Genomic DNA, 26,772 nt, shown 5'->3' with positions numbered 1-26,772 from the left:
ACGCCAAACCTTATAGTTTCAAGCACGGTTACATGATGACGAGAATCTTACAACGTGCGCTATTGATCGCACTCCTGGCAGCCTTGACGCCCGCGCTGGCGGCTCCGCTAAGCGAGCGCGAATTGGCCTATCTTGCGGGGAAAGAGGATATCGTCTTCGTCATGCAGCCGCGCCACGCCCCCTTCGAATTCATCCGCAAGAAACAGGTGAGCGGCATGAACGTCGAGCTGGTGCAGTGGATGGCGGCCGACATGGGCTTCAAGGTGCGCTTCGAGGTGGCGCCATTGGCCGAGGCCATGGAAATGGTGCGTTCAGGCGAAGCCGATGCCATCAGCAGCCTGTTCCACTCGGAATCGCGGGAAAACGAATTCGACTTTTCCCAGAACATTAAACTGACCCCGGTCACGCTGTTCGTCCGCCACGACCGCACCGGCATCTACAACATCTACGACCTCGAAGGCCTCAAGGTGGCCATCATGGGTTCCGGCCATGCCATGGAGGTGCTGCAGCAACGGGGCGTCCGGTGCCAGATCAAGTTTGTCCCCAGCACCGAGGAATGCGTGGAACTGGTTGCCTCGGGCACGGTCGATGCCATGGTTGGCAACGAACTGGTGACCCAGCACTACATGTATTCCACCGGCAAGGGCGACCTGCGGATCGTCGGCGACCCCATCTACACCGCCAAGCTCGGCATGGCGGTCGCCGACGGGAACCGTGACTTGCTCTCGATTCTCAACAAGGGGATTTCGCAGGCGCGCAGGAGCGGCACCCTGACCAAGATCCAGGCCAAATGGCTGGGGTCGGAATACGCCCGCCACATCCTGCCGATCGAAACCATCCTCCGCATCGCATCCGCCGCCGCCACGATCGTGGCCGTGGTTCTTGCGTTGACCCTGCTATGGAACCGCAAGCTCCAGCGCAAGGTCGATGAACGTACCCGGCAGTATGCCGACAGCGAAGAACGGCTGCGCCAGATTTTCGAGAAGTCGCCCGATGCCGTCTACGTGCTTGATCGCGAAGGCCATATTGTCTCGGCCAACACGCAGGCCTGCGAGATGGTCAAGATGAAGAAAGAGGTCTTGCTTACCAAGCGGGTGCACGACCTCGTGCCGGAGGCCTTCCGTGCAGAGGTCGATGGCAACATGAAAACATGGTTCAACGGCGGGCTGGAGCAATGCGAAGGCGTTAGCATGGCAGCGGACGGCACCATCAGCCCCATCGAAATGACCGGTACGCTCCAGAACATCGGCGGCCGGCAGGTGCTCCAGCTGCATGTGCGCGACACCACCCTGCGCAAAGAGGCCGAGGAAAAAATCCACGCCGCACGCGAAATGGCCGAAGAGGCCAAGACCATGGCCGAGAACGCGAGGGAGATCGCCGAGCATGCCAGCCAGGCCAAAAGCGAATTCCTCGCCAACATGAGCCACGAAATCCGGACCCCGCTCAACGGCATCGTCGGCATGGCCCAGCTCATGGCCGACACCCCGCTCACCAGCGAGCAAAACAACTGCGTTGAAACCATCCTGCAGTCCACCACGGGCCTGCTCAAGATCATCAACCACGTGCTGGACATCTCCAAGGTCGAGGCCGGCCAGATGGATGTCCGCGAGTCGGTCATCGATCTGCGCGAGATGTGCGACACCCTGTTCTACATGTTCCAGCCACAGGCCTCCCAAAGCGGCGTCGATTTCAAGTGCGGCTGCCAGGACAATGTCCCGCTGTATGTCATGGGAGACGAAGGGTTGATCGAACAGATCCTCGTCAACCTCGTCGGCAACGCGCTGAAGTTCACCCACGGCGGCTCCGTTACCCTCAACATTGAATGCCACACGAAAACCGCCAAGGGCGCCGAGCTCTATTTCCAGGTCATCGACACAGGCATCGGCATCGAGAAAGAGAAGCAGAAAACCATCTTCGACAAATTCACCCAGGCCGATGGATCGGCCAAGCGGCTCTATGGCGGCACCGGCCTCGGACTGGCCATTTGCAAGCAGCTCGTTGAGCTGATGGGCGGGCAAATCGGCCTGATCAGCTCCCATGGCAAGGGCTCCACCTTCTTCTTCAACCTCACCCTGCCCCAGGCGGTGAATCCGGCCAGCATCAAGGAACCGGATCGGCTCAGGAACAAAACGATCGTCAAACCCGACACCCACGTGCTGCTGGTCGAGGACAACCTCGTGAACCAGAAGGTGGCCACCGCCATCCTGCGCAAGGCCGGGTGCAAGGTCGATACGGCCGACAACGGGCAGGACGCGATCCAGCAAATCCGCATGGCTGAATACGACGTGGTGCTCATGGACTGCCAAATGCCGGTCATGGACGGCTTCGAGGCCACCGCAAGAATCCGGGCCATGCACGGTTCCATCAGCACAATCCCCATCATCGCCATCACGGCCCACGCCATGAAGGACGACAAGCAGAAATGCCTCGACGGCGGCATGGACGACTATATTTCCAAACCGGTCAGCCGGCAGGCGCTCATCGACCTCATCAACAAACACACCTCTTGAACATGAAACCTTTCTGGGAAACCAAAACGCTCCACGAACTCAACAAGATGGAGTGGGAATCGCTCTGCGACGGTTGCGCAAAATGCTGCGTGCACAAGCTGGAGGTCGAGGAGACCGGCAAGATCCACTATACCTGCGTCGCCTGCCGCCTGCTCGACGTCAACACCTGCCGCTGCACCAACTACGACCAGCGCCACGAACTCGTGCCCGACTGCGCCGTGCTCTCCGCCGACCATCCCGAACACTTCGCGTGGATGCCCGAAACCTGCGCCTACCGCCTGCGGCACGAAGGCAAGCCCCTGCCGCAGTGGCACCCGCTCATCACCGGCGATCCGGCATCCGTCCACGCCCACGGCGCCTCCGCCCGCAAAAAGCTGATCCCCGAATTCCTCGCCGACGAAGCGCGCCTCGAAAAATACATCGTGGATTAGAGCCATGAAACACATTCTCTTCGCCATTGTCCTGCTCATGCAAAGCCTGCATGCCTTTGCCTCCTCATGGGAAGATCCGGAATGGGAGGAAATGATCCATGATGCTGAGATTATTGGTCTCTTTGAAGTAACGGAAGGGGGAGTTGATGACGCGGTAGTAACTCCCCTTAAAATCCTGAAAGGACAACTCAATGAGAGCATTAGGGTAGAGCGTTTCAACAACAACTGTGCATCCGATGAATGGCAACAGAACCGGGCTCAACGGAAGAAACAGAAGGCGTACCTTTTTCTCCACTACTGGCGTGATGCGTATACCGTTCCGACTCCCTCTACCGGAATACTGCGCCTTAACGGAGACGGAACCGTTAATTATTGCATGCTTAGCCCGACTGCATTCGCGAATCTTCCAGCGCATCCCACTGCGGAGTTTGAAGAATTCATAATCAATACCGTCTTCTTTCAAGAACAGGGCAAACCCAATGAAGAGCGCGTTCAACACCTTCGGCTGACGATCCAAAAAGAAATCGTGGAAACGAATACAAACAGCCTCCCTGATCATATTGCTTATTACCGGCTCTGGGGTGGGCGCGATTGGATCAAGGGGCTTGAGTCCATCACAAACAATCCGCACCCGCTGACGCGTCAATACTCCGCTCAACTACTCGGTGATATGATTCCCACCCCTCAGGCTAAAGTTTTGCTTTTAGATTTACTCGAAGATCCTAACGGCCATGTACAAAGCGAAGCAGTTTCAGGACTCATGAAAACGGATGACAAACACAGGATGCTTGAACTGCTAACCGAAAAGCTTACCTCGTCAATCCCTGAAACATCAGAGCCAATAGAGAACAATTTCATAGGCGGACAACGAGCCATCATTAAACAAATAAAAGAACATGAATATACAGCAGCAAAAGATGTTGTGGCTACGCTGGCAAAACAGGCTAAAAACCCGGTTCTTTTTAAGGATGCATGTCGCTGTCTGGAAAAAATTGCACCAGCGGCTTTGCCCGACGTAATTGCCCTTCAGTTGCACTCACCCAATCCTTATATCATTAAAGAAGCTATCCGTTTTTCAAGACAACTGCCCAAACCTGTCGAAGAGAACGTCCGCAACGCACTTGAACACGCTCTCATGACCACGGAACTGGACAGCCACGAGACTTCAATCATCTTCGAATCCCTCACCAGCGACAGTCTTCCTGCACTACTGCCTAGAATCAATTCCGTCATCGAGCAAAAGAAGCCCAAATGGGGAGATGAAGATTACCTACGTAAAGCCATCCAGCTGGTAGAGATCTCCTCCCCTCCAGAGGCGCATGAAATGGTTGATAGAATCCTGTATTACTGGACAGGCGTCGATAGTCGCGCCCTCACCTCCCCCAACCTCCTAAAGAAAAAAATAGAGTTGGAAAAGCACTACCAAAATAGAATTCTGCATACCAATGTGATCAGCGGGAAGAAATACAAAACCAAAACCTCCGCAATTGTTTTCATCGACTTTACGAAAGCCTCAGCATCGCCCTCCGATGAAACTCCCCCACACGCCTTTCATGTTGATATGGAGATGACTGTTCCAGAAAACGATCCGGACAGTCCTTTTGATGCCATCTACGCGTCTCATGATGACCACACAAAAACATCGCCGTTGCTAACATGGCGGAGGGAAATTGCCCAACAAGCAAATCTTCCCATTTCAAGCATTGGAATTTTCTGCCATCCGAGTTCAGGCAAGGGCGGTCATACAAACAACAGGGATAGGCGCGTGGAATACCCCGCAGTCATCGCTAGAGCCTACGTCGAATATGCCAAGAGAACAAAAGCGGAAAAAGCGGCTCAATTGATAGAGCGTATCCTCGATACCGGCCTTGCAAAGCATATGGGTTGCAAGGATCTCTTTCTAAAGATCCACGATTAAAGAATCTAGAATTCCACGTCCTTGTGCAGGCGGACTTCGAGCATGGGCCGGGCATGCTCCCAGCCTTTGGCGAGGGCATGGATGTCCTGCTTGATGCGGGAGGTTTCGACAAAGCGCTCCTCGTTCGAGAGATTGGTGCGCCGCGCCAGCTGGGCCAGCTCGCCTTCCAGGTGGCGCTTCCAGAAGATCAGGATGTAGCGCTGCGCGGTTTCGACGGCCGAGGTTTCGTTGTCGATCGTGCGCGACTCCTCCACCTGCACCTGGCTGATGATCTTCTGCGTGGCGTCGTCGAACTCGTGGAAGCCCTCGGTGAGGGTTTCGGGTGGATCGAGCATGAGGATTTCCACCAGCTGCTTGCAGGTGGGATCGGTCAGGTGGCCCGGCGGCAGGAAATCGTGCACCAGCGGATGCACATCGGGGTAATAGTGCACGAGCAGCTCCAGCAAGGCGGTCTCCTGCCGGGGATAGGTCTTGCGGGCGGGGGCGGACTGCAGAGGAGCTTCCTCCTGCTTCCGCGCGGGACGCTGCTGGCTCTTGGCCCGGTGCAGGTCCTGGCTGAGCGCCAGCGGGGAAATATTGAGCCGATCGGCGGCGGAATGGATCATCGGGTCGCGCCGCGCGGCGGACGGGCAATGGTTGATGAGATTGATGACCGCCCTCACCACCCGCATGCGCCCGGCCTCGGTCGACATGTCCTCCTGCTTCTGGAAGGCGTCGATCAGAAAGTCGAGCGCGCTCTGGGCTTCGCCCACCAGCTTAATCAGGGCCTCTTTCCCGCTGTTCTTGATGAGCGAGTCGGGATCCTCGCCTTCCGGCAGGGTGACCACGCGAACGCTGAGCTCGTTGGCGATGAAGATTTCGGAGGAGCCCAGCGCAGCTTTGAGCCCGGCGGCATCGGAATCGAGCACGAGGATGACTTCGTCGGCGTAGCGCTTGAGCATGCGCGCATGGTTTTCGGTGAGCGCGGTGCCCTGCGAAGCAACGACATTGTCCAGCCCGGCCTGGTGGCAGCGGATGGCATCGATCTGCCCTTCGACCACAATGGCCTGGCGCGATTCGACAATGGCCTTGCGCGCCTTGTCGAACGCGAAGAGCACGCGGTTCTTCTTGAACAGGAGGGTTTCGGGGCTGTTGACATATTTCGCCCCTTTCTCGGCCTTGTTCATGATGCGGCCGGAAAAGCCGATCACCCGCCCCATCTGGTCGCAGATCGGGAACATGACGCGGTTGCGGAAGCGGTCGTAGTGGCTGGTCTTTCCATCGCGCTCGGAGGGCACCACCAGCCCGGCGGCTTCGAGCTGTTTCGGTTCATAGCCCTTCTTGAGCGCGCGCGCCAGCAGGCCTTCCCATTCGTTGGGGGCAAAGCCGATCTGGAACGCCTTGATGATTTCCTCGGGCAGGTCGCGCTCCTCCATGTAGCGGCGCGCCTCGGCGCCCTCGGGGCTGTCGAGCAGCATCCGGTGGTAGAAGGCGGCGGCATCGGTGTGCAGCTTGTAGAGCACATCCTTGTTGCCGCTCTTTTCGGGTTGTCCGCCTTCGTAGGTGATCTCCACCCCCACCCGTTCGGCCAGGACGTTCACGGCGGTCACGAAATCGATCTTTTCATAGTCCATCACGAAGCGGAAGACATCGCCGCCGGCCCCGCAGCCGAAGCAGTGGAAAATCTGGCGGCCATCGTTGACGGTGAAGGAGGGCGTCTTTTCCTTGTGGAACGGGCAGTTGCATTTATAGGTGGATCCCCGGCGGCGCAGCTCGGGCAGGTAGGCCCCCACCACCTCGACAATGTTGCAGCGTGCGCGTATCTCTTCAATCGTTTCTTTGGGAATCATGGCCATCCCCTAGCAATACCGGAACCCCGCGCCGCCCTCAATCCCCTGTGCCGGAATTTTCACCGCCGGGGTTGCGATCCCCCCTAAAACGCACTATTTTCTTTCCATTCGCACCCGGTGGAGCACCCATGAAACTTCCAAGACTCGAAGATTTGAACAGTGAACGGTTCCTGAACGAGGCGTTCGACGCCGAGTTCCACGACAAATGGGAGCGTGATGCCAAGATGCGGCGCAACATCTACCTCTGGCTGTTCCTGACCGGCTTTGCCTGCATCTTCATTACGGCATTCACCAACCAGATGACGCTCTGCATCCTGTCGCTTTTCCTGGCCACCGTCTCCCTGGTGGTCATGACCAAATACGACACCCAGCTCTTCTTCCTTCGCATCCTCAAGCTCCGCGAGGAAAAGCGGGCGGAAGAAAACACCTAGCCATCCCGAGGAACTTGCAAAACCTCTGGTTTTGCCGTTCCATTTATCAGGTACTGGTTATTGGTTATCAGGACAAGTCATGCGCAACCTGCGGTTTAGCCCAATAACCAATAACTTTTAACAAAAAACCGCCTCGCAAACTCGAAGGGTTTTGCAAGAGGCTCATCCCCAATGTCCGGAATTGTGCTTTTCATTTTTACACAGGTCTGGGAGATTTGTTTTTTCTCGTTCCAAGGGGGCTTAGGCAGTGGCTAAATTCATCATCAACGGCGGAAAACCGATCGGGGGCACCTTCCACCCGCGCGGCAACAAGAATGCCGTTTTGCCCATGCTCGCCAGCTGCCTGCTGACCGACCAGCCCATCATCCTCCACAACGTCCCGCTGATCAACGACGTGAAAGTGATGCTCCAGCTGCTGGAAAGCATCGGCGTGGAAGTTGCGCTGGAAGACCACACCTTGACGCTCTGCGCCAAGGGCCTGCGAACCACCGAACTCGACGCGGAACTCTGCGCGAAAGTGCGCACCTCCATCCTGCTCGCCGGCCCCCTGACCGCGCGGCACGGCGGGGCAACCATCTATCCGCCGGGCGGCGACGTGATCGGCCGCCGCAGGCTCGACACCCATTTCTACGGGCTGCGCTCCCTCGGGGCCGACATCTCGACCGACCACGCCTTCCGGTTCAAGGCGGGGCCGCTGACCGCCTGGAAAATGGTTTTCGACGAAGCCAGCGTGACCGCCACGGAAAACGTGATGATGGCCGCCACCCTGGCGGAGGGCACCTCCACGATCTACAACGCCGCCTGCGAACCGCACGTGCAAGACCTGGCCAACCTCTTGAACCAGATGGGCGCGGACATCTCCGGCATCGGAACCAACAACCTGACCATCCGCGGCGTCGGGAAACTGCATGGCGCGGAATACACCGTGCAACCCGACTTCATGGAGGTCGGCAGCTTCATCGTGGCCTCCGCCGTCACCGGCGGAACGCTAACGATCCCGGATGCCGGCGAGCCCCTCGTTCAACAGGTCATGCAGCGCACGTTCTCGAAACTCGGTGTGGAGTGGACGCGCACCGGCCGCACCCTGGTGGTTCCGCGGCAAACCGAACGGTGCATCCGCCCGGACGAAGGCAACGCCACCCCCAAGATCGAAGACGGCATCTGGCCCGCCTTCCCGTCGGACTTGATGAGCGTCAGCATCGTGCTCGCCACCCAGACCCAAGGCACCGCGCTCTTCTTCGAGAAAATGTTCGAGAGCCGCATGTATTTCGTCGACCACCTGATGGGCATGGGGGCCAACATTATCCAGTGCGACCCCCACCGCGTCGTGGTCATCGGCCCCACCCGGTTGCGCGGAAGCAAACTCACCAGCCCGGACATCCGCGCCGGCATGGCCCTGCTCATTGCCGCCTGCTGCGCCGATGGCGAAAGCGTCATCCACAATGCGCAGGTCATCGACCGCGGATATGAGGCAATTGAAGATCGACTTGCCGCGCTCGGTGCGGATATTGTCCGGGAACACTAGAAATCCGATAAAGAAAGAGGCATTTAACATGGCATTCCCAAAAACCTTCTACCGCTGGCGCCCCCACCCCTGGCACGGCCTGCAGGCCTGCGATGGCGAAAACCTCGGCGTGGTCAACTCCTACATCGAAATGACCCCGTTCGACGCGGTGAAATACGAGGTCGATAAAACCACCGGCTACCTGCGCGTCGACCGTCCCCAGCTCACCTCTTCCATGACGCCCACCCTATACGGCTTCATCCCGCAGACCTACTGCTCCACCCGCGTTCACGAACTCTCCCCAACTTCAAAGTGCGGCGATGGCGACCCGCTCGATATCTGCGTCATCACCGAACGCCCCATCAACCGCGGCGAGGTCATCCTCCGCGCGCGCGTCATCGGCGGCCTGCAAATGGTCGATAACGGAGAGGCCGACGACAAGATCATCGCCGTGCTCGACAACGACCAGTTCTGGCAGGATGCGCACGACATCAAGGATGTCTCCCACGCCCTCATCGAACGCATGCGCCACTATTTCGAAACCTACAAGCTGGTCCCCGGCCAGCCCTCCGACGTCACCATCCCGGAAATCTACGGTCGCGAGCACGCGCTCAAGGTCATCGAAGCCTCGATGGAAGACTACACCGAAGAGTACGGCTAAGCCCCCGACTTCCGCTTCCCGAACAGGGCCAACCCAACCAGCGCCATCAGCGCCAGGTTACGCGCGACATTGAGCGCGTCCATTGGCCGTTCGGTCGGCAGGTTGCCGAAGCAACCGCAACCGAACGCCGTCCCGCGGATCAGGTTGATGGCAATGCCCGTGGTGAACAACGCCAGCAGGACGAGCGAAATCCAGAGCGCCGCAACGCGGAGTTTCGGAATGAACAGCAGGCAGCCTGCACAGACCATCTCCAGCCACTGGATATGGAGCGAAACAACGTTCACCAGAACCGCCGGCAGCAGATGGAAGCGGTAGACCGACAAGGCGAAGTCGGCCGGATGCAGGATCTTGTGGTAGCCGGACAACCAGGTTGCCGCAACAATCAACGACGCAATCCAATAGGCCAGGCGATAGGTTTTCTGGTCGCGCGTCATTCGGAAGCCCCTCCATACTTGATCCACGCGTCGAATCCATCGACATAATAGATCAGGTTGGTCGCCCCGATTCCCTTCAGCTCGGTGGCCAGAACCAGGGCATCATCGCACTCGCGGTTGCGGCAATAGACCACCAGCTCCCTGCCCGAATCAATGAGGTTGCCAATCGTCTCGAACTGCTCATCGAGCGAGTTGAGCGGAACCGATAAGGAACCGGGAATATGCCCCTTGGCATACTCTTCCGGGGAACGGGCATCGATGAAAACCGACCCGGACTGCTTGAAGCGCTCCAGCGCCCCCGATAGCGGAATCACCCCGATGCCCAGCTTGCGGGCCTTGGCCTCGACATGGCCCGACCAATCCTGCACCCACGGAATCCTGCGCGGATGAACCAGGTTCGAAACCAGCGCCAAAAAACCACTCACCAACAGGATGATGCCAATCTGTTTGACGGTTACATTCATAGAACATGAAAATGGCCACAAAGAGGCTCAAGCGGCACAAAGAGCATACCCACGCAGTCCTTGTGCTTTTTGTGCCTTTTCGTGGCCATCAACCCCTGTCGAGATTTGGAATTATTCTCCCGCAGGCTCTTCCGGTGCAGTATCGGCTTCCGGCGCAGACTCTGCAGCCGGAGCTTCCGCTTCAGCACCTTCAACCGGGGCTTCGCCTTCGGCTCCTTCAGCGGCCTCGGTTTCCGGAACGTCCTCTTCCGGATCGAGGACGGCGGCGGAGACCAGCTTGTCGCCTTCCTTGAGGTTGAAGAGGCGGACGCCCTGGGTGTTGCGGCCAATCACGCGCAGGTCGTTGGCGCCGATACAGATCATCTGCCCGCCTTCGGAGATGAGCATCAGGCGATGCTCCTCGGTGACGGCGTGGGCGCTGACCACCTTGCCGTTGCGCTCCGTCGTCTGGATGCTGATGATGCCCTTGCCGCCGCGGGACTGCGTGCGGTATTCCTCGAAGCTCGTGCGTTTGCCGTAGCCGTTTTCGGTGATGGCCATCATGGTCGACTCGGTGTCGACGATTTCGATGGTGACTACTTCGTCGTCGCCGGTCAGGGTTACGCCTTTCACGCCGCGCGAAACACGGCCGAGCGGCCGGGCATCGGTTTCGTTGAAGCGGATCGCCTTGCCGTTCTTCATGCTGAGGATGATCTGGTCGTTGCCGTTGGTCAGCTGAACGCCGATCAGCGAGTCATCCTCGTCGATGTTGATGGCTTTCACGCCGGCAACGCGGACGTTCTTGTAGGCGGCCAGCACGGTCTTCTTAATGATGCCCTTGCGGGTGGCCATGATCAGGTTGTGGGCATGGTCGTCGAGCTCGCGCACGCAGAGGATGGCGGCGAGCTTTTCGTCCTGCGCCATCTGCAACACATTGGCCAGCGAACGGCCGCGGCTCTGGCGGGTGCCTTCCGGAACATAGTAGGCCTTGAGCCAATACATGCGGCCGGCTTCGGTGAAGCAGAGCAGGTAGTCGTGGGTCGAGGCCGAGAAGATATGCTCCACGAAGTCCTCGTCCTTTGTGCTCATGCCAACCACGCCCTTGCCGCCGCGGCGCTGCTGGCGGTAGGTATCGGTCGGGACGCGCTTGATGTAGCCGGTGTTGGAAAGCGTGATCACGCACGGCTCGTCGGCAATGAGGTCTTCAATGTCGATTTCGCCTTCGTCGATCGAAAGATCGGTGCGGCGGACTTCGCCATACTTGGCGCGGATCTGCTCGAGGTCTTCCTTGATGACGTCAAAGATTTTTTCGGGGTGCGCCAGCAGGTCTTCGAGATATTTGATGAGTTCCATCAGCTCGGCGTATTCGGCCTCGACCTTGTCGCGCTCCAGCCCGGTCAGCTGGTAGAGGCGCATTTCAAGAATGGCCTTGGCCTGGATTTCGGAGAACCCGAACTTGGTCATCAGGCGTTCTTGGGCTTCTTCACGGTTTTTGGAATCGCGAATAATGCGAACCACTTCATCCATGTTATCCATGGCGAGCAGGTAGCCTTCGAGAATGTGCGCCCGGGCTTTGGCCTTTTTAAGGTCGAACTCGGTACGGCGGGTGATGACATCGAAACGGTGGTCGATGAAGCACTGGAGGGTTTCCTTCAGGTTCAGGACGCGGGGCTTGCCCTTGTCGATCGCCAGCATGATGCCGCCGAAGGTCGACTCCATCTGCGTGTGCTTGAAAATGTTGTTGAGCAGCACGTTCGGCACGGCGTTGCGCTTGAGCTCGATGACGAGGCGGATGCCCTCCTTGCCGGACTCATCGCGGATGTCGGAGATGCCTTCGAGCTTCTTGTCGCGAACGAGGTGAACCATTTTCTGGATCAACAGCGTCTTGTTCAGCGCATACGGGATCTCGGTGATGATGATGCGGGCCTTGCCGTTGTCATCCTCTTCGATGTCGGCCTTGCCGCGCACCTTGATCTTGCCGCGGCCGGTGGTGTAGAACTCGCGCACGGCGTTGAGGCCGTAGACGGTGCCGCCGGTCGGGAAGTCCGGCCCCTTGATCAGCTCGTGCAGCTCGTCGATCGTCGCTTCGGGATTGTCGATCAGCAGGATGGTGCCGTCGATCACCTCGCCGAGGTTGTGCGGCGGAATGTTGGTGGCCATACCGACCGCGATGCCGGTCGAGCCGTTCACCAGCAGGTTCGGAACGCGGGCGGGAAGCACCGAAGGCTCCATCAGCGATTCGTCGAAGTTCGGGCGCATATCGACGGTTTCCTTGTCGATATCGGCGAGCATCTCCTCGGCCAGCGGGCGCAGGCGGCACTCGGTGTAACGATAGGCGGCCGCGCGGTCGCCGTCGATCGAACCAAAGTTACCCTGGCCATCGATGAGCATGCCGCGCATCGCGAAATCCTGCGCCATGCGCACCATCGTGTCGTAGACCGCGGTGTCGCCGTGCGGGTGGTAGTTACCGATCACTTCACCGACCACCTTGGCGCACTTCACATAGGCCTTGTTGTGCGTCCAGCCACGTTCCTTCATGGCGTAGAGGATGCGGCGGTTGCCCGGCTTCATGCCGTCGCGCACGTCCGGCAAGGCGCGGCCGACAATCACCGACATCGAATAGTCGATGTATGCACGCTGCATCTCGTCTTCAATATTAATCAGGTCGATACGTTCGTTCGTGTTTTCCATAATAGGGCTTTCGTGTTTTTAAATCCGTTTCAGGCGCGGCCTAGTCGTCTTGCTCCAGCTTGCGGACATACTCTGCAATCTTTTTTTCGATCTGGCTGATTTCCTTCTGGGAATCGAGTTCGAGTTCGACCACCCCGGTGAGCTCGTCGAGCGCCTCGAGCTTCGTGTAGCCGAATGCAACCAAATGCTTGTAGCCGGCGATCTTCGCGGTATATCCGTCTTTATCCTTTGCAAGTTCCACTTTCATGTCTTCGGCCTTCCGAAAATTTAGATGTCCAGGTTGGTTACGTTCAGGGCGTTTTCCTGAATGAACTCGCGGCGGGGTTCAACCTCGTCGCCCATCAGGATGGTGAACATTTCGTCGGCCTTGACGGCGTCCTCGAGCACGACCTTGGTCATGCGGCGGAACTCGGGATCGAGCGTGGTTTCCCACAGCTGCTTCGGATTCATTTCCCCCAAACCTTTATAGCGTTGGATGGTCATGCCCTTGCGCCCGGCAACACGGACGGCCTGCGCCAGCTCCATGAGCGAGTTCACGGCCGTCTTGGCGCCTTTGTCGTCGAGGTGGAATTGCGGCACGCCGGAGCCCAGCAACTGGTCGAAGGCAAAGCCGCCTTCTTCGAGCTTTTCAACCACTTCCCTGAGCTTGCGGGAGAAGAAGAGTTCCTTGTAGCGGACCACCGGGGCCGGGGCGGCTTCGGCAACGGGCTCTTCGCCGTCAACCCCGGCCACGTCCTCAACCACCTCCTCTTCAACCTCGGGGGCCGCGGCCGCCATGGCTTCCTCAACCTCGGCAAAGAGGGCCTTCAGGCCATGGTCGTCGAGGGCAAAGCGGATATCGAGATCCTCGCCCAGCTTGTTCATGTAGACGCAGTAGAGCGGGAAGGCGCCGGTTTCGGGATCGCGCTGGGCCAGATAACCCTTCAGCGAAATGCCGCGGCGGCGAAGCTTGTCTTCGATCCCCTCGATTTCAACAATGCTATCGAGCAGCTCGCGCAGGCCCTTCGTGTCGAGCAGGAGCTCGTCGTCGAGTTTTTTCAGCAACATGCCGTCGGCGCCAAGGTCGAGCAGGATCTGCGTCAGGTGGGCGTCGGACTCGACATATTCCTCGCGTTTGCGGCGCGTCACCTTATAGAGCGGCGGCTGGGCAATGTAGACATAGCCGTGCTCGATCAGCTGCGGCATCTGCCGGTAGAAGAAGGTCAGCAGCAGCGTGCGGATGTGCGCGCCGTCGACGTCGGCGTCGGTCATGATGACGATCTTGTGGTAGCGCGCCTTTGCGATGTCGAAGTCATCGATCCCGATACCGGTTCCAATGGCGGTGATCATGGTGCGGATCTCGTCGTTGGCCAGCACCTTGTCGAGGCGGGCCTTCTGTACGTTGATCACCTTGCCTTTGACCGGGAGAATGGCCTGGAACTCGCGTTCACGGCCCTGCTTTGCGGATCCCCCCGCAGAGTCCCCTTCCACAATGAAGAGTTCGGTGCGGGCCGGATCGCGGCTGGAGCAGTCGGCCAGCTTGCCGGGCAGCCCGCCGCTTTCGAGTGCGCCCTTGCGCCGGGCGAGGTCGCGCGCCTTGCGGGCGGCGAGGCGCGCGCGGGCGGCCACAACGGCCTTGTCGATGATGGTGCGGGCGACGGTCGGGTTTTCTTCGAAGTAGGTGCCGAGCTCGTCGTTGACGATCTGCTGGACAATGCCTTCCACCTCGCCGTTGCCGAGCTTGGTTTTCGTTTGCCCCTCGAACTGCGGGTCGGGGATCTTGACGCTGAGGACGGCGGTGATGCCCTCGCGGATATCGTCGCCGCCCATGGCCTGCTTGTCGTCCTTGATGAGCTTGTTGGTTTTCGCATAGGCATTGACCGTGCGGGTCAGCGCGGAGCGGAGGCCGGAAAGGTGGGTGCCGCCTTCGATGGTGTTGATGTTGTTGGCGAAGGTGAAGATGGTTTCGTTGAACGCATCGGAATACTGCATCGCGATTTCCACGACGACGTCGTCCTTCTCGCGCTCGAAGTAGATCACATCCGGGTGCATCGGCGACTTGTTGCGGTTGAGGTGCTGGACAAACTCCAGGATTCCGCCGTCATACTTGAAGGTTTCGTCGCGCCCGGTGGACTCTTCCTTCAGGATAATCTTCGCGCCGCGGTTGAGGAAGGCCAGCTCGCGCAGGCGGGCGGCGAGGATGTCCCACTGGAACCCGCCTTCATGGGTGAAGATGGTCATGTCCGGCATGAAGGTGACCTTCGTGCCGGTTTCGGTGGTTTTTCCGATGGTGACGAGTTCGCTGACTTCCACGCCGCGCTCAAAGCGCTGGTGATAGATCTGGCCGTTGCGCTTGACCTCGACTTCGAGCCATTCGGACAGCGCGTTCACGCATGAAACCCCGACGCCATGGAGGCCGCCGGACACCTTGTAGGTGTCGGAATCGAACTTGCCGCCCGCGTGGAGAACGGTCAGCACGACCGTTACCGCCGGCTTGCCTTCGGTCGGATGCATGTCGACCGGGATGCCGCGGCCGTCGTCGACGACGCTCAGCGAGCCGTCTTCGTTGATGCAGACCTCGACGTTGGAGCAGTAGCCCGCGAGCGCTTCGTCGATGGAGTTGTCGACCACTTCGTATACACAGTGGTGGAAGCCTCTGCAACCGGTGTCGCCAATATACATGGCCGGGCGTTTCCGGACGGCATCCATGCCCTCCAGAACGGAAATGTGGTCGGCGCCGTAGCCTGCGGAATCGGGGTTGTTGGCGGCGCGTTTTTTCGTTGATTCATCAGCATTCGGATCGTTTCGTTCTTCAGACATAGCTGTCCTTTTCCTTTCAGTGGAATTAATCGGGAAACCATAACAGACGGGCCAAATACAGGGCAACAGCAGAAGGGACTTATTTCACCCTAAAATCGCGAAAAACGGACAAAATCGCCCCGAGAAGAGCAATCCGCCCCAAACCGGCAACCTGACCGGCTAACGGCACAATTTTAAACACCGGCCAAATACGGGCGAAAAAAGAGAATCAACCCTCCGAGACGTCCCATAGCGGGATTCCTAAAAACTCTGCCAGTCTTTGGGCATCTTCGAACGCCTTTTCCTGGTTGCCGTGGTCGAACACATTGACCCGCTCCCCCGACCCCAGCACGAGGTTCAGCTCGTGGCTAAAATAAGAGCTGTTGTCACCAGAGCAAAACTCGGAAATGAGCTGGAGGGCGTGGACATCGTGGAGCTTGGTACAGCATTTCAGCTCATCGGAATTGATGACCTCCGCAGGGTTTTTCCGGCCTTTCCAGAAATAGCCGGCCCGCCGGTCGAAAACAATCGGCGTGGAAAAATTCAGCACCATATAGGTGCCCGCTGCCGAAAAGAGCGCCCCGACCACCAAGGGAATGAGCAGTCCCAGCTTCATCGCCCCCGCATCACTCACCAGGCCGGCAACAGCAAACCACAGCGCACCCAACCCCATGCCCAGGAACAGCAACGCAAACAGCAGCACGCCAAACGTGGGCCGGAAGACCATGCGGTTGAGATCCTGCTGCACCAGCCGGTGCGTCCGGAAACTCGCACCGCCCTGCTTCATGGGCACCCAGCGCGTGCGCTCGGCAACGGAATCGTTGAACCGGGATGGATCGATCTGCTGCGCCGGACTCTTAAGGGCTTCCACCATGGAACGAAATTTTTTCAACATGGCATCAGATCGCTTTCAGTGCACCTGCGCGGTAGCGCTTCATTTTATCAACATAGCGCTCGGCATAGTGCCGGATATCGGCAATGGCCTCTTCCGAAAGCTTGCGGATCACCCGGGCGGGGCTGCCGACCGCGAGCGATCCGGCGGGTATCTTGCGTCCCTGGGCCACAATCGATCCGGCACCGATGATGCAGTTGTCGCCAATCTCGCAACCGTCGAGCAGGATGGCGCCCATGCCGATGAGGCAGTTGTTGCCAACCGTGCATCCATGCAGGGTGACCTTGTGGCCAACCGTAACGTCGTCGCCCAGAACCGTGGGCGCCCCTTTGCCGGTATGGGCCACCGAGTTGTCCTGAATATTGGAGCGGGCGCCAACGATGATAGGCTCAATGTCGCCGCGCAGGACGGCACCGAACCAAATGCTCGATTGCTCGCCCAAAACAACATCGCCGATCACGCTGGCGTTATCGGCGACATAGTATTCTTCCGGCAGGACAGGTTCGCGGTCTTCGAATTGGTAAATCATGTCGCGCAGTGTAGCGAAGTTTTCGCCAGATGGAACCTATTCCCGATGGCCGGTTTCCACCAAACCAAGCTCCAACGTGGTTTTGCTGAGCTCGATCTGCTCGTGTTCTTCCATCACGAGCAGATTCTCGAACACTTCCCGTACCTTGGCGGTGTGGGCCTTCTGCGCAATTTCCCGATAAAATTTGATCAGGCAGGCATCAAAGTGCATCGCGGCGGCCACCACATCTTCAATCTCCATATCGTCCTTGATTTCAAAGTCGCTGATCCCACTGAGTTTCGATGCATCGGATCCATATTGGAAATAGGAATCCAGTACGTTTTTATCGACATCCTGCTGAAACTCCTCAAGGCAATCCTCGAGATATTGCTCATGCCGACTCAGATAATCGAGCAGTGCCCTTGTCCGCTCCATATCGGCGGAGTCCTTTAGATCTTCATAAAACTCGCTGAGCCTATGATGGAACTTCCGGGCATGGTTGAGTACGTCTTTGGTTTGATCAAATGGCATATGAATGCTCCTTTCGCTTCTGTTATGTGATTTTAGAGGGCGAATGAAGTCTGTCAAACAGGTTTGATCGATATAAATTACTCGATTTCAACGAGATAAACGCACAATCAACTCATGTTGATTGGGAAATTTCGCCAATAATACATCCCTTGACGGCATCTCAAACTCAGTGAAATCAAAGCCAGGAACGACCGTGCATCCAACAAGCGCATAGTCACCCTCCACCGTTGCACCAAACCAATGGCCGGCCGCGACCACGTGCTGGAACTGGCCATTCCCCAAGACGGTGGAACAATATTCCCCATCGGGATCAATCTCATGAATCGTGATCGGATCCCCGGCATAAAAATTCCACTGCTCGTCCGACTTCAACCGATGCAAGGCCGAAAAGTCGTCCCCTTCGAGCAGGTAGTGGATCGACGTCATGGCCGGGCAATCCCCTTCGAGCCTCAGCTCCGATTCATAGACGCGCCGATACCACCCGCCTTCAGGATGCGGCGCCAACCCCAATTCCCCGATCCATTCCTTGGCCGTTTTCATCCGTTTTTCCTGCTAATCAATCCTGTTGTTTAAACGATGGGTTCCCACACTTTTTTCTATACAGAAACCACCTACCGGCGTTTACTGGAACCGAAACCTCGGTTTGGGTTTCACCTGGGCAGCGTGTGGTTCTCCTCCCTCTTTCCACACGCTGCTTTTCCATGCCGATTCCCGATTACTTCAGCTCAAGCTTCAGCCGCATGAACTCGTTCGTCTGCGAGGACATCGTGTAGGTGGATCGAGCGGTGAGATTGGTCTCATTGTCTACCAACACCAAAGTACCCGCCGAGTTCCACTCGTTGGAAACCAGGTTGACGCCGCGTTCCACCACGTAGTCGATGTCCGACTTCATACCATCGCGTTCGTATGAAACCTGAAAATAGGTTCCGGAGTTCAACATGACCGAAGCAGGCTTCGACCCCGCATCGGCAGCACCGGTTCCCATCGCATATTCAGCCAGGTTCAAGTGGCCGTCGAAGTCGGCGTCGTCGAGAGGGTCGCGGTTCAGCCCCAGCACCGCGCCGTTTTCCAGCTGCCACATGGCAAATCCCGGATCAATGGAACCCACGCTATCGGACTGCCAGATTGATCCATTGTCCCCGACCGTAATGAATGTGCCGTTATAATAGATCGCCGCATTGCGGTCATCCTGGTCCGGCGTTGCCAATGCGACCCAGTTTTCACCATCCACCGAGACCAGATTAATATCCGCGTACGAATTGCCGATATCCCTTCCGGCCGCGAAATAATTTCCATTTCCAAAGGCAAAGCTCTCCAGATCGAGCGCCCCGGAAAGGTAATAATCAAATGAACTGCCCTGATTGGTTGAGCCGAAAATTTCCGAATTCCAACCGCCGGCAAGAAAACGGTCGTTGCAATACTCCACGGCAAACAACCAGTTTCCGGCATACATTTGTACACCTGCGCTTTGATCCGACCAGGAAGACCCGTCGGTAGAGGTCAGTACCACATGCGGGGTCAGGTTTCCCGCATCGCCAACCGCAACAAAGGTTCCTTCGCCATAGCCGACCGCGCGCAAATCGGTTGTTGTTCCAGACGTCACCGGACTCCAGCTAAGCCCATCGGTTGAACGAAGAATTGTTCCGCTTCCGCCAACAGCAACATAGGATCCATTTCCAAAAGCCACATCATTCAGCGCCGAACCGCCGGTGTATCTTCTCGTCCAGCTTGCACCATCGGTCGATGTGTAGATTCCTGCTCCCCAGGCCGCGCCATCATAATCGAGCCCAACCGCAACGAATAGAGAACCATCAAATACTACGCCTTCAAAATAGGGGGCATAGGGATAGCCAAACGTGAATACAGTCCAGTTTACCCCATCATCGGAATAAACAATCTTCCAGTCACGCCCAACGGCGACCAGACGCCCGTTCCCGTAGGCAATATCATTAAGTTGCGCAGTCGTCCCGGTGGTGCGTTTAGTCCAACTTTCAAGAGGACTTGAAACTACGACGGTTTGGGAAACACGATTGGTTCCGCCCTTCATATCAGACACCACACAACTGATGGTATTGGTTCCTCCAGACAGCCAGGCCGCTGAAATAGAAGCAGCATTGGGTTTCACGAGTCCGTCCCCGGTGTCCCAATAGTAAGCCAGCTCATCGCCATCGGCATCGGAAGCGGATACCGATAGCAGGGTACTGGTTTGCACGGCAATATTTGATGGAGCACTGAGCGAGGCGGTCGGAACCGTATTGCCGGGGAAGGTTCCGAGATTCACCGCAACATCCAACCACTCGTTCGGGGTTGGTCCACCGCGATCTACAGCTGTGATGTGCACTCCGGCAGCTGCATCGGAATAGGTCTGCCCCAGCGCCAACCCGCCATCTAATACGCCTCCGACCGACTGTGGGCTGGTGTCGAGCAGGTACGAGCGGCTGTCGCCCGATTTCTTCCAGAGCAGATAGGCGCCGCGGCTGAAGGTTTCGTAGTCGGCGTATTCCTGCCGAATCCCGACCCAATAATAATCACCGGCACCCTTATCAATTTCCAACCCGCGCACCAGCCCGGTGGTCTGGCGATGGTCGGAGCGATAAACCCGATAGGTGCCTGAGTTGGAAACCGACTGCCAGTTGTCGGCATCGAACCAACTGATCCTATTTTTATGCCACGCATTGAAGTGGCCTTCCGGCGCATCGCCCCCGCCCATGATATCCATGAAATCGCCATACTCATAAGGTGTGCCGGAGGGATCGACGGGATCAAAACCTGACACTTCCCAGAAGGAGGCGTGATAGGATCCATAGTTATGCCCCAGTTCGTGAATCACGACATCCGTGTTAGTCGTACCGTTCAGCCATAGCCGTTCACCATTAATGCTGGCCAGCCCCGCCCACCAAATGCTGTCAATTTTCTTGAAGAGCACACAGATCGTTTCATAGGAAGATAGATCCGCGCCGCCTGCTATGGCAAGGTCCCTAGCATCGGTAAAAAGAGTGGCCGTTTTGTTTGTATAATAGCTGCTCACGTTCGGCATTCGATAGGTGTTGGCATTCACTGTCGCCACAATATGGGTTTTTTCATATGACATATCCCAAATCTGCTGCGACACCGTCGTGTTCAGCGAATTGGAGAACGTAACCGGGTCGGCCGGCTGTCCGGTGTTGTCGGGGAAATCCACCATGACCACATACATATCGCGCGGCGTTCCCGTCCAAGCAGCGGTCGCCTTCATTACGATTTCTTCCAACGCCTGGAAATCGATTTCACCACCAATCATAGCCGCTTCCAAATCCTGGAAAAGCGCGCCGGACCCGCTCTCTGGGCACGGCAATTTATCAAGATTCGCGAGGCGGGTATTTGCCTCCTCGAGTTCCGCACGGCTCTTGAAGTAGAAGAGTTTTCCGCCGGCCAGTGCGGCGACCGCATGGCCGCCCGGTTTTTCAGTCACTACCGGGTATAGTTCCAGTGCAGCCAGCTCATCCTGTTTTTCCAGGGGTTGGAATATTTCTTCTCGCAAAGCGCCAACCTTTCCAACCCGGATACCCTGAACAGGTATGCTGTTTTTCGAGCCCATCTCCTTTCGGTGGCCGTAAACATAGGTTTCCATGTTTCCAAGGGTTGGAAGTTCGGTGGAAATGGATGTTTCGCTGCTTTCAGCACCACATGCAACCATGACCTCCACATTGACGATGCTACTGAAGGGTTGCTCAACGTGAGCCTGAACTTCCGGCGGGAGTGCGCTCCATTCGGAAAGCGTCAAGGCTTCGAGGATGGCCTGTTCTGGATTCGACCGGATCAGGGCGCGCATCATTCGTCCACGCGCTTTAGCCCACTCAATATCCCCTTGCCTATCAAGGCTGGCCACTTTATCCACCCACTCCGATGACGGGATGATTTCACCATTTTGGATGGTTGTCGGTGTTGATGGCGTGGCCCCTATTACCTGTTGATTGGGTTTCTGGAAGAACAGGATGGTTCCAACACAAACAACGGAGAGAACGAGAAGAGAAATGACGGTTTTCTTGCGGCTCTGGTTCATGGTGCCCTCCATTTATTGACCTAATGCGCTCCACGCATAAATCAGCCTTATCGATAGAAGCCGAAGTGACGAACCTTTTTAAAAAATAATTTCAGCCGGTTTAACCAGCTTCAAACCGCCAGGAGAGACCTCGCCCCCCCACGCGTGCACCTCAACGCCATTACTGGCGGCATGCTCAAGCGCGTCGGCATATTGCGGGTCGATTTCGTGGGCGGCGCGGAAGGTGGTGCCGTCTGAGCGCGGGATGACGAACAGCATCGCGGCACGGTGGCCGGCTTTTACGACATCGACCAATTCGTTGAGGTGCTTGCGGCCGCGTTCGGTGACGGCGTCGGGAAAGGCATAACAGCCGTCGTCCGCCAGCAGGGTGACGTTCTTGACCTCGACGTAGCAGAGGTCGTCGCCCCTCTTTAGCAGCAGGTCGAAGCGGCTGTTGCCGAAGGTTTGCTCGCGCAGGACTTCGTCGTAGCCGGCCAATTCCGGGATCACCTTGTTGGAAACCGCCTCGAAGGCCATCTCGTTGGCGCGGCCGGTGTTGACGCAGATCCAGCAGTCGCCGTTGTGAACCAGCTCCCAGGTGTAGCGGTATTTGCGTTTCGGGTTTTGGCTATCGGAAAGCGCCACGCGCCAGCCCGGTTCGGCGCAGGTCGTCATCCGCCCCGTGTTGGGACAGTGAGCGGTAATAATTGAACCGTCGTCCAATTCCACATCGGCCAAAAACCGTTTATAGCGCTTGATCAACGTTCCAAAAATGACGGGCGGCAATTCCATGGGTTTTTCTAGCCACGAAACAGCACAAAGACCTCAAAGAATCCTGATGCAACGGCTTTCGCGACCTTTGCGTTCTTTTGTGGGAAAATGTTTATTCCGGTTTCTGGTTCCAGGCGACGATGCATTCTTCGATGCTCATTTCGTAGCGCTCGTTGCAGAACTGGCAGCTGATGCCGACGGGCTCCTTGCGCTTGACGATCGTCATACGGTCGGGGATCGGGATGCTTCGCAGCACGGCCGTCATCTTTTGCTTGCTGCAGGTGCATGCAAACTTGGGTGCGGGGCAGGATTCAACCTGGATGCCTTCATATCCCTTTTCATCACCGATCAGCGCCTGGGCAATCTGCTCGAAATAGTGTTCCGATGCGCTATCGTGCCCGAGCAGCTCGCGGAATCCGCGGTCGTCCATGTGGTGGCGAATGCGGTCGAACCGCTCCAGGTCGGTGCCCGGCAACGCCTGGATCATCCAGCCCTGGCAGAGCTTGACGGGAGCGGCGGGATCCGGCTGGAAGCCGATCATCACGCTCATGCCGGTTTCCACCTGGTCGGAGATGCAATAGTGGTAGGCGAGATCGCCCACGGCATCGTGCAGCGAAACCGGCGTCGTGCCCGAGTTGGCGATTTTCCCATCCGTTGAGACCACCACCTGGAGGTCGCCCATCTCGCCATAGAGCCCGTCGTGGGCATCGCTTAAATCGCCCAGTTGGGTCGGCGAAATCAAGGAACGGACGGAGCCGTCCCGCCCGGCATCGGCCACGATGGTCTTGAGCGCGCCCTGGTATTTCCAGCATGCATTGAGCCGCTGCCCCTCCGGCAGGATGGCCGCCGCCAGCAGCGCGCCGGTGGTGGCGCGCCCGAGGATATGGGCCGCCGCGGGGTCGCAGTTGTGCCGCACGATGGACTCGTTCACCGCCTGCGTCGTCACCGCATAGGTGAAGGCAATGTCGAGTCCCTTGAAATGGCCTTTATAAAGTAAATCGTTCATAAAGCGTGATTTTTCAGAACGGGGAACAGGTTGCAAGCGCAAACCGCCTTCACTGCATCGCCGGGTCGCTTTCTTAGACAAAATCCTTTTCCCCCGAACCCTTATTAAGGGTTGACTAATTCGGACATTCTTTATATACAACGACATGCGTTTTAAACGCAGAGAACACCTGAGACCGGGCGGGTTGGGGTAGTTTGGCCGGCTCGGTTGAAACATCAACGACAGGAGGTAAAACTATAAAAGACCGAATACTTACCGTGCTCATCGCGAGCGTTCTATTTATGTCGACTGCCGTACAATCCAAACGGTCAGGCGATGCCTGGAAATTCCAGGCCCTACCGCATTTCAATCATAATCAATACTTGGAGCGGATGTGCTCTTTCATCTCCAAGCTCAAAGGCCTAATGAAGCTACAGCATGAAACACCCAAATGCGTGGCCGCGATGCTTGACGGCCCCAGGGAACCCATCCATTTGGAATACATGCTTTAATCACCCACTAGAATGCAAACTTAGGAGGATCAAAATGAAAAAAATCATCAACACAACTTTATTGCTTGCTTGCACGTTCATACTCTTTCCTTTTGTTGAGGATGCGGAGGCAGGCAGGTTGCGTGAACTGCACCAACTCCGCCAGGATCGACTAGAGATCGGGCGCGGCATGCTCGAGGTGCAGAATGTCGATTGGACTACGCTTTTGCAATATTACGCTGAAGATATCGAGTATCATGATTCGATCGTCGATGTCTACGGTATCGACATGCTGACGCAGTTCCTCGGACGGCTCTACGGCAGTTCGCCAGACCTTGTCACGACGATTGAGGACGAAACTCTGGCGGGCGACGTGTATTCGGCAACCTGGACGATGGTCGGCTCCTTCAACGGCGTGCCCTATGAAGCTAAAGGTATTTCAATTATCAAATTCCGGCGCTGGACCAAGGAGGTTTACTACTGGAGAGACTACTACTCCGAAGGCGACATTATGTCCAATATCCCGGGATTCGATCAAGCGATCCTGGGGTTCCGTACCTACTATCGGTGCGCCGTCGATCCAACCTTCGACTGCCCCATCGAACTGGCCACTACCGACTCCCAGCCCGAAATGCATCCGCTAGCCGATGCATCGGCGCCGAAGAAATACAGCCGCAATTTCCGCTCCTTTCTCAAGTTGCGCCGGGACCGTCTAAGTATCGGCCGCGAGCTTGTCGAGATCAACGCCGCAAATTGGCAATCGTTGCTCCCGTACTATGCCGACGATTACGAGTATCATGACCCGATCGTCGATATTTATGGCTTCGACACGCTGGTGCCCTTCTTCGCGCGACTCTTTGCCAGTTCGCCCGATCTGGTCACCACGGTCGAGGACGAAATGCTGATCGGCGACATCTACACGGCGACGTGGACGATGGTCGGACAATTCAATGGCGTACCTTACAGTGCCAAGGGTATGTCGATTCTCAAGTTCAGTGACTGGAGCACACAGACGTACTACTCGCGGGACTATTACAGCGAGTCCGACGTCATGGCAACCATCCCCGGGCTCGACCAAGCGGTGGAAGGGTTCAGAGTATCCTACAGGTGTGTTGTGGATCCGGCCTTTGACTGTCCTCTCCCGCCGCCCGCAACAAACGAAGCTGCTGGCCAGTAGGATAGCAAAAACTGGACGCGATCTAAATTGTCCACCAATCCGAACCCACCAACAGTTCTACCAACTGGGCATTCTTGAATAGAGCGCCAAAGGAGCTGACCGTGCGGCCCGGCATACCAATGCCGGGCCGCTTTTTTGCTTTAAAACGTTGCGGGACATTCCAGCCGGATCGGCTCGCCGGTTAGCGGATGGCGCATCTCCAACGACTGGGCATGGAGCATGAGGCGTTCGGCGGCGGTGCCGTAGATATTGTCGCCGACGATGGGATGGCCGATGCTCTGCATGTGTACGCGCAACTGGTGCGAGCGGCCGGTCTGCGGAAACAGCGCGAGGCGCGTCGTTGTTGCCGTCCGCTCCAGCACCTGCCATTCGGTGACCGCCTTCTTGCCGCGCACGCAATCCACGATATGTTTCGGCGGCAGGCGCTGTTCCATATCCTTGCGCATCGGGAAATCGATCCTGCCGACCTCCTTTTCAATCACGCCCTCCACGATCGCCACATAGGTTTTATGAATCTCGCGCTTCTCGAATTGCAGGGAAAGATTCCGCTGCACCTCCAGCGAACGGGCAAACAGCATCAGGCCGGAGGTATCCATATCCAATCGATGCACCATCAGCGCCTCGGGGAATTCCGCCTGCACGCGCGCCAGGCAGCAATCCTGCTTGTCCGGCCCCCTGCCCGGTACGCTCAGCATCCCCGTCGGCTTGTTCACGGCAATAAATGCCTCGTCCTGGTAAATGATTTCCAACATGGCCGGGATTAAACACTAAGATACAAAGGACACCAAGTAAGTAGAACGCGGAGCACCGTTCTACAGCACAAGCTCACTCACACCAACAAAACCATATCCCTGCTCTCTCAAGGCATTGATGATCATCGGCAAGGCAAAAGAACGTGGCCACAACCTTGTTCGTCTCCAACACTTGGAGGAGCTTATCCGTATAGGGAGGATTCGGGCCATCGTCGAACGTAAGCGCCACCACCTTCCGTTCCTCTTCCGCAACACAAAAAGACGCGCATGCCAAACCGAGCAACAGGTTACGCAATAAGCAATACGAAATACGCATCACATATCCAGCACGGTTTCGGGATAGATCTGGCCGTCGGCGCCGATTTTGAAGACGTAGATAAGGCCGGGGCGCAGGCGCTTGTAGACGGCGTTGCCATAGATGGCTTTTACGCCGTATTCCTGCAGCGCGTTGGGATCGTTGGCCAGGTTCCAGACGGCCTCCCAAAACACATCCTGCTCGGACTGCTTCAGGTTGCGGAGCAGGTCGGCATAGCGTTCGGGGTGCGTTCCCGGCGTTGCGATGTCGAAGCCGTCGGCCGGATTCATGTTTTCGCCAAAGACGCGCCGCCAGAGATAGAGCGACCGCTTGTCGCCGTTCATAACGGCCTGGTCGGCAAAGGTGACGATGAGGGCATCGAAATGCACCACGTCGCCCTCGATCTCGTATTCTTTTTCGAGCACCCGGTTGAGCATGTTGTCGCGCGCGGTCTCGACAAACTTGATGGTGGTGTAGAGCTGCCCGTCGCGCTCCTCCTGCTTGACCACCTTGGCAAAGCCGATCTGGTCTTCGTGGGTCAGGGTGGCGATCGCCTCCTTCAGCTCTTCGCTTCCGGCCAGCAGATCCTGCACGGTTTTGGTGCCCTGGAACAACGTGGCCCCCATAATGGAAAGCATCACGAGGGCGAGACCCGACACAACAAATCTAAAAACATATTTCATGATGGCTCCAGAATGTTGGCCAACTTGCCATGCGGT

Annotated in this window: 23 protein-coding genes; 7 read left to right on the top strand and 16 right to left on the bottom strand. The window is 57.2% G+C overall.

Features of this window, described 5'->3' with window-relative positions; translation table 11 throughout:
* The first annotated feature begins 32 nt into the window (after positions 1-32).
* From E9954_RS31680 to E9954_RS31670, 3 genes are read left to right on the top strand one after another with little or no spacing between them, the layout of a single operon-like run.
* Positions 33-2,510 (top strand): response regulator, encoded by a 2,478-nt coding sequence (locus E9954_RS31680; protein WP_136083313.1) that lies wholly within the window; start codon positions 33-35, stop codon positions 2,508-2,510.
* A 2-nt stretch (positions 2,511-2,512) separates the two neighbouring features.
* Entirely contained in the window at positions 2,513-2,941 is a 429-nt protein-coding gene (locus tag E9954_RS31675) for a YcgN family cysteine cluster protein (protein ID WP_136083312.1), read from the top strand.
* Positions 2,942-2,945: 4 nt separating this feature from the next.
* Positions 2,946-4,859, top strand: a complete 1,914-nt coding sequence (locus E9954_RS31670; protein WP_136083311.1) for a HEAT repeat domain-containing protein — start codon at positions 2,946-2,948, stop codon at positions 4,857-4,859.
* A gap of 5 nt (positions 4,860-4,864) precedes the next feature.
* Here the strand turns inward: E9954_RS31670 and dnaG are convergent, their stop codons facing one another.
* On the bottom strand, positions 4,865-6,688 hold the full coding sequence (gene dnaG / locus E9954_RS31665; protein ID WP_168442736.1) for a DNA primase: 1,824 nt from the start codon (positions 6,686-6,688) through the stop codon (positions 4,865-4,867).
* A gap of 128 nt (positions 6,689-6,816) precedes the next feature.
* On the opposite strand from dnaG, the gene E9954_RS31660 reads away from it, so the two are divergent.
* The 3 genes from E9954_RS31660 (at position 6,817) to E9954_RS31650 (ending at position 9,284) form a co-directional block, all read left to right on the top strand.
* Positions 6,817-7,119, top strand: a complete 303-nt coding sequence (locus tag E9954_RS31660; RefSeq protein WP_136083309.1) for a hypothetical protein — start codon at positions 6,817-6,819, stop codon at positions 7,117-7,119.
* A 247-nt stretch (positions 7,120-7,366) separates the two neighbouring features.
* Positions 7,367-8,644, top strand: a complete 1,278-nt coding sequence (gene murA, locus E9954_RS31655; protein WP_136083308.1) for a UDP-N-acetylglucosamine 1-carboxyvinyltransferase — start codon at positions 7,367-7,369, stop codon at positions 8,642-8,644.
* 28 nt (positions 8,645-8,672) lie between these two features.
* Complete coding sequence (locus tag E9954_RS31650) at positions 8,673-9,284, top strand: inorganic pyrophosphatase (RefSeq protein ID WP_136083307.1); 612 nt, start codon at positions 8,673-8,675, stop codon at positions 9,282-9,284.
* Here E9954_RS31650 and E9954_RS31645 read toward each other — a convergent pair.
* The 12 genes from E9954_RS31645 to E9954_RS31590 form a co-directional block, all read right to left on the bottom strand.
* Positions 9,281-9,718 (bottom strand): MauE/DoxX family redox-associated membrane protein, encoded by a 438-nt coding sequence (locus E9954_RS31645; RefSeq protein ID WP_136083306.1) that lies wholly within the window; start codon positions 9,716-9,718, stop codon positions 9,281-9,283. The genes E9954_RS31650 and E9954_RS31645 overlap by 4 nt on opposite strands.
* The gene (locus E9954_RS31640) at positions 9,715-10,182 is read right to left on the bottom strand and encodes a rhodanese-like domain-containing protein (protein ID WP_136083305.1); all 468 of its coding nucleotides are present in this window, start codon (positions 10,180-10,182) and stop codon (positions 9,715-9,717) included. The genes E9954_RS31645 and E9954_RS31640 overlap by 4 nt, the downstream gene beginning before the upstream one ends.
* Positions 10,183-10,293: 111 nt before the next feature.
* Positions 10,294-12,852 carry a DNA gyrase subunit A gene (gene gyrA / locus E9954_RS31635; protein WP_136083304.1) on the bottom strand — a complete coding sequence of 853 codons (2,559 nt, stop codon included), beginning with the start codon at positions 12,850-12,852 and terminating at the stop codon, positions 10,294-10,296.
* Positions 12,853-12,892: 40 nt separating this feature from the next.
* A complete protein-coding gene (locus tag E9954_RS31630) occupies positions 12,893-13,099 on the bottom strand; it encodes a hypothetical protein (RefSeq protein ID WP_136083303.1) in 207 nt (68 codons plus the stop codon).
* A 20-nt stretch (positions 13,100-13,119) separates the two neighbouring features.
* The gene (gyrB, locus tag E9954_RS31625; RefSeq protein WP_136083302.1) at positions 13,120-15,651 is read right to left on the bottom strand and encodes a DNA topoisomerase (ATP-hydrolyzing) subunit B; all 2,532 of its coding nucleotides are present in this window, start codon (positions 15,649-15,651) and stop codon (positions 13,120-13,122) included.
* A 208-nt stretch (positions 15,652-15,859) separates the two neighbouring features.
* Positions 15,860-16,525, bottom strand: coding sequence for a hypothetical protein (locus E9954_RS31620; protein WP_136083301.1), 666 nt, complete (start codon positions 16,523-16,525; stop codon positions 15,860-15,862).
* Positions 16,526-16,529: 4 nt separating this feature from the next.
* The gene (locus tag E9954_RS31615; protein ID WP_136083300.1) at positions 16,530-17,051 is read right to left on the bottom strand and encodes a gamma carbonic anhydrase family protein; all 522 of its coding nucleotides are present in this window, start codon (positions 17,049-17,051) and stop codon (positions 16,530-16,532) included.
* 36 nt (positions 17,052-17,087) lie between these two features.
* The gene (locus tag E9954_RS31610) at positions 17,088-17,561 is read right to left on the bottom strand and encodes a ferritin family protein (RefSeq protein WP_136083299.1); all 474 of its coding nucleotides are present in this window, start codon (positions 17,559-17,561) and stop codon (positions 17,088-17,090) included.
* Between the two features lie 87 nt (positions 17,562-17,648).
* Positions 17,649-18,101 (bottom strand): cupin domain-containing protein, encoded by a 453-nt coding sequence (locus E9954_RS31605; RefSeq protein WP_136083298.1) that lies wholly within the window; start codon positions 18,099-18,101, stop codon positions 17,649-17,651.
* 175 nt (positions 18,102-18,276) lie between these two features.
* Entirely contained in the window at positions 18,277-21,603 is a 3,327-nt protein-coding gene (locus tag E9954_RS31600) for a PKD domain-containing protein (RefSeq protein ID WP_168442735.1), read from the bottom strand.
* 78 nt (positions 21,604-21,681) lie between these two features.
* Complete coding sequence (sfsA, locus tag E9954_RS31595; RefSeq protein ID WP_136083296.1) at positions 21,682-22,374, bottom strand: DNA/RNA nuclease SfsA; 693 nt, start codon at positions 22,372-22,374, stop codon at positions 21,682-21,684.
* Positions 22,375-22,465: 91 nt separating this feature from the next.
* On the bottom strand, positions 22,466-23,359 hold the full coding sequence (locus tag E9954_RS31590; RefSeq protein ID WP_168442734.1) for an Hsp33 family molecular chaperone HslO: 894 nt from the start codon (positions 23,357-23,359) through the stop codon (positions 22,466-22,468).
* Between the two features lie 525 nt (positions 23,360-23,884).
* Here E9954_RS31590 and E9954_RS31585 point away from each other — a divergent pair.
* Positions 23,885-25,006: a nuclear transport factor 2 family protein gene (locus E9954_RS31585; protein WP_168442733.1), complete on the top strand. Its 1,122-nt coding sequence runs from the start codon at positions 23,885-23,887 to the stop codon at positions 25,004-25,006.
* Between the two features lie 140 nt (positions 25,007-25,146).
* Here the strand turns inward: E9954_RS31585 and E9954_RS31580 are convergent, their stop codons facing one another.
* The 3 genes from E9954_RS31580 to E9954_RS31570 form a co-directional block, all read right to left on the bottom strand.
* A complete protein-coding gene (locus E9954_RS31580) occupies positions 25,147-25,758 on the bottom strand; it encodes an RluA family pseudouridine synthase (protein WP_136083293.1) in 612 nt (203 codons plus the stop codon).
* A 73-nt stretch (positions 25,759-25,831) separates the two neighbouring features.
* On the bottom strand, positions 25,832-26,074 hold the full coding sequence (locus E9954_RS34010; protein ID WP_136083292.1) for a polysaccharide deacetylase family protein: 243 nt from the start codon (positions 26,072-26,074) through the stop codon (positions 25,832-25,834).
* Positions 26,074-26,736: a hypothetical protein gene (locus E9954_RS31570; protein WP_136083291.1), complete on the bottom strand. Its 663-nt coding sequence runs from the start codon at positions 26,734-26,736 to the stop codon at positions 26,074-26,076. Before E9954_RS31570 ends, E9954_RS34010 begins: the two co-directional genes overlap by 1 nt.
* Positions 26,737-26,772: the final 36 nt, after the last annotated feature.

The sequence above is a fragment of the Pontiella desulfatans genome, from assembly GCF_900890425.1.
In the GTDB taxonomy this organism is placed as follows: Bacteria; Verrucomicrobiota; Kiritimatiellia; order Kiritimatiellales; family Pontiellaceae; genus Pontiella; species Pontiella desulfatans.
The sequence above is the reverse complement of the archived record's forward strand: the minus strand, read 5'-3'. Positions and strand labels throughout refer to the sequence as shown.